This window comes from Streptomyces boncukensis (assembly GCF_011045075.1).
GTDB classification, from domain to species: Bacteria; Actinomycetota; Actinomycetes; order Streptomycetales; family Streptomycetaceae; genus Streptomyces; species Streptomyces boncukensis.
This window is the reverse complement of record NZ_JAAKZZ010000652.1, coordinates 1-3,525: the sequence shown is the minus strand read 5'-3', so window position 1 is coordinate 3,525 and position 3,525 is coordinate 1. Positions and strand designations below refer to the sequence as shown.

The window sequence follows — 3,525 nt, the reverse complement described above, 5'->3', positions numbered from 1 at the left end:
AGGGATGCTCACGATGGAATCTCCTCAGCGCTGCGGTCCCCATGCTGCCCGGCGCCCGGCATGGTGCGCAACGAGCGTTGCGTACCATGCAACAACCCTCAGGCTTGGCCTGTCTCGAAGCGGCTGATCTTCTCGTCGTCCGTGATGGTGAACTGCCAGGCCGTCCGCATCGCGCCCCAGGTGTCGTTGCTGTAGCGCGCGACCAGGACCAGGCCGCCCGGCTCCTCCGACTCGACGTCCATGCGGCCGTGGGCGGAGAAGATCTCCTGCTCGGCCCACTGGTACAGATCGCGCTCCGAGCCGTCGTCGGACATGGTCGCGTTGGGGGTGAGCACGTCCGCGAACGCGTTGCGGTCGCCTGCGTTCACGGCGGCGACGAAGTCGCGCACCGCGGGGTGGGAGAGGCTCTCGGCAGGGATGCTCACGATGGAATCTCCTCAGCGCTGCGGTCCCCGAGACGCCTCCAGGCTCACAGACCCCGCACCCCGGCGCGACCGGAGCGGCCCCACCGGCCGCTCAGCCCTCTCCCCATCCCTACAGCTCGGTGACGATCACATCGAGCCCGCCCCCGCCGGACTCCTCCACCCGGTACCCGAGGCCGCGCAGCGCCTCCGCGAGCGCCGCCGGGGTGCGCGGCGCGGCGCCCGCCTCCAGCAGGGCGCGGACGATCCGGCCCTTGATCGCCTTGTTGAAGTGGCTGACGACGGACCGCTTCTCCACCCCGTCCACCACCGTGGACTGGAGCACCCGCACTGTCGCCGTGCGCCGCGCCACCTCGTCCTTCGGCTTCCACATCCCGGCGTACCCCGACGAGCGCAGGTCCAGCACCAGCCCGCCGCCCGCCGCGTCCGGCAGCACGCCCTCCAGCGGACGGCGCCAGTGAGCCCCGAGCGCCCCGGTGCCCGGCAGCTTCACCCCGCCCGAGCAGCGGTACGAGGGAATCCGGTCCCGCACCCCGACGGCGCCCCACAGCGCGGAGAAGACGAGCAGTGAGCGCGCCGCGCGGCGCTTGGCGGCGGGGGAGAGGGTGCCGAGGGACAGCGCGTCGTAGAGCACGCCGGTGTAGATCTCCCCGACGGGCCTGGCGGGCGCGGTGCGCAGCGCCGCGTTCTTCGCGATCTCGCCCCGCAGCCCCTCGGACAGCCCGAGCACGCCGCGGGCCTTCTCCTCGTCCCCGGAGCAGAGCCCGACCAGCTCGTCCAGCACCGTCTCCCGCGCCCCGGTCAGCCCCTCGGCGAACGACAGCGCCCCCAGGTCGAGGGGGCGCCCCCGGCCGCCATCGGACTTCCCTTCGGACGGGGGGAGCAGGACGAGCACGGCTTCTCCAGGCGACTGCGGACGAACGGTATGCGCCCGCCAGCGTACGTGCTCCGCCGGTGCGGGGCGTGACACGATCGGGGTAACGGAACTGGGTTTAGGCGGAACCCGCCCCCTCGGCCACCCATAGTGGTCACGACCAACGAAAGGGTGTGACATGAGCGCCATGGCACACGAGCCGCTTTCGCAGGAAGAGCTTCTGCTGGAGGGCTTTCTGGCCCTGGGTACGCCCGAGGGCTACCGGGCCGAGTTCCTCGGGGGGGACATCGTCGTGACGCCGCCGCCGGACGGGGACCACGAGGGGTACATCAGTCTGATCATGAAGCAGGTCGTCAGGCGATCCATGACGGACATGGACTTCTCCGGAAACAAGGGGCTCAAGCTCGCGAGAGGCGGCCGATGCCCGAAGAACCATGCGATCCCGGACGGAACCTGGGCACCAGCGGATCAGGGCCTCTTCTGGGGCGCCGACTCATGGATGCCCCCCGACGGCGTGTCCCTGGTCGCCGAGGTGACGTCCACCAGGGCGGGGCGCGACCGTGACGCGAAGCGGCACTGCTACGCGCTGGGCGGGATCCCCCTCTACCTGCTGGTCGACCGGGAGAAGTCCTCGGTCTCCCTCTTCAGCGATCCCGACGCGGACGACTACCAGCAGGTGGACACCAGGCCGTTCGGCAAGGAGATCCGGCTCCCCGAGCCCTTCGCGTTCGACCTGGACACGACGGGCTTCTGACAGCGCCGCCCGGCCCGGCGGGCCGGGCGTTCACATCGCCCCGCACGTCGGCCCCGGACCGGCACGTGCGGGAGCCGAGGCGTTCGGCGCCGACCCGGGCGGCAACCTCGTCCGCCACCTGCGGCCACTACGCCCGAATCCACGGGACGAAAGCCGCACGGACCCCCCGGTGGTCGGCGATCCGGGCCTGACGAGCAGCGTCCTGCTCGCAGCGCGTTCCGACTGTGACCATGGAGCGTGGTGAGTGCACGTGCAGACGAGAGCAAGGTCGGGAGTGAGCGTCGGACGGGCGGGTGGTCGGACATACCCGGCGACACTGCGTTCACTGTCAGGATTCCGGAGGCGGATCCGCTGGTTCGGGCCGGGTTCACCGCCCATGTGGTGACTGTGCTCACCCCATTCGTGCACCACAGCCGTAGGACGCCCGGGTCCACAGTGAACTGTCCGGTCCGTTCGCCGGGAACGACGCATTCGCCTTGACGCTCGCCGAATTCGGCCGCTACCCCGGCGTGCTGTACCTGGACCCGCGGCCGTATGACCCGGTCAAGGTGCTCACCGCGGACCTTACTCGGCGCTGGCCCGAGCTGCTGCCGTACAGAGGGCTGTTCGGCTCCGGGCGCGACCCTCACCTGACGGTCGCGAACCGCGAGGGCCCTGCGACCCAGGACGCGGTGTACGACGCGTTGCAGGCCGAACTCGCGTCCATGTTGCCCTTGCGCTCCCACGTGCAGGCGGTCCAACTCATCGTTTGGAACGGCGAACGCTGGCAGGAGCGAGCCGAGCACCCGCTCGCTAGCGTAGGTCCGGGCATGGACGAGGTGGGACAGGACCAAGCGAGATGGTCTCTAAGGGCTCTGCGGAAGGGAAGGTCCGGCTATCTGGCCTGCGGTCGCGTCGTGGCCGGCGCGCCCAGGCGGCGGAGCCGCGTCGCAACGGCGCTCGGTGGGAGGGTGTTACGTCGCTCGCCTGTGTACGAGCTTGCCGCGACCGCTTCGCGCACGTCTCCGGGGCATCCCGAGGTCTCCCAGGGCCTCCGTGCGTCAGGCCGCCGTGGCGAATTCCCCAGGCCGGAACTGGAGGTCGCACCAGACGTACTTCCCGCAGATCCCGAAGAGCTCGTCCCCCAGCGCGAACCAGCCCCACGTCGCGGCGCACAGCTCCACGACCCGCATCCCGCGCCCGCTCTCCGATCCGGTTCCCGTGTCCTGTGCGCACGGCGGTGCCGCGTTTGTGTCCCAGACGCCGATGCGGAGCGTGCCGTCCGTCCACCGGAGCCGTACCGAGGCTGGTCCGTTCGAGTGCAGGTACGCGTTGGTGAGCAGCTCGGAAGCGAGCAGTTCGGCGGTGTCGAGGAGCGGTGCGAGGTGGTGGCGGGTGAGCACGGCCCGGAGGGTGAGGCGGGCGATGCCGACGGCCCGTGCGTCGTTGGGGACGTAGAGGGTGTAGTCCCAGGGGGCCTTGAGGTTGTCGGGGGG

At 70.8% G+C, this 3,525-nt stretch carries 4 protein-coding genes and 1 pseudogene; 2 read left to right on the top strand and 3 right to left on the bottom strand.

Annotated elements, in window-relative coordinates; genetic code table 11:
* Positions 1-98: 98 nt before the first annotated feature.
* Together G5C65_RS33725 and yaaA are read right to left on the bottom strand one after the other, a co-directional pair.
* Complete coding sequence (locus G5C65_RS33725) at positions 99-425, bottom strand: nuclear transport factor 2 family protein (RefSeq protein ID WP_165302862.1); 327 nt, start codon at positions 423-425, stop codon at positions 99-101.
* Positions 426-534: 109 nt separating this feature from the next.
* Positions 535-1,317 carry a peroxide stress protein YaaA gene (gene yaaA / locus G5C65_RS33720; protein WP_165302861.1) on the bottom strand — a complete coding sequence of 261 codons (783 nt, stop codon included), beginning with the start codon at positions 1,315-1,317 and terminating at the stop codon, positions 535-537.
* A 157-nt stretch (positions 1,318-1,474) separates the two neighbouring features.
* Here yaaA and G5C65_RS33715 point away from each other — a divergent pair, with 157 nt between their 5' ends.
* A complete protein-coding gene (locus G5C65_RS33715) occupies positions 1,475-2,050 on the top strand; it encodes a Uma2 family endonuclease (RefSeq protein ID WP_165302860.1) in 576 nt (191 codons plus the stop codon).
* A 476-nt stretch (positions 2,051-2,526) separates the two neighbouring features.
* A pseudogene (locus tag G5C65_RS39800) lies at positions 2,527-2,748 on the top strand (2'-5' RNA ligase family protein); the annotation flags it as partial.
* A gap of 342 nt (positions 2,749-3,090) precedes the next feature.
* Here G5C65_RS39800 and G5C65_RS33705 read toward each other — a convergent pair.
* Positions 3,091-3,525 (bottom strand): ATP-binding protein (locus G5C65_RS33705; protein WP_206442572.1); only part of this gene is annotated, 435 nt, incomplete at its 5' end.

What these genes read in the sequence shown, in the direction of transcription:
- G5C65_RS33715 (WP_165302860.1), top strand. Translation starts at nt 1,475, where the DNA reads ATGAGCGCCATGGCACACGAGCCGCTTTCGCAGGAAGAGCTTCTGCTG.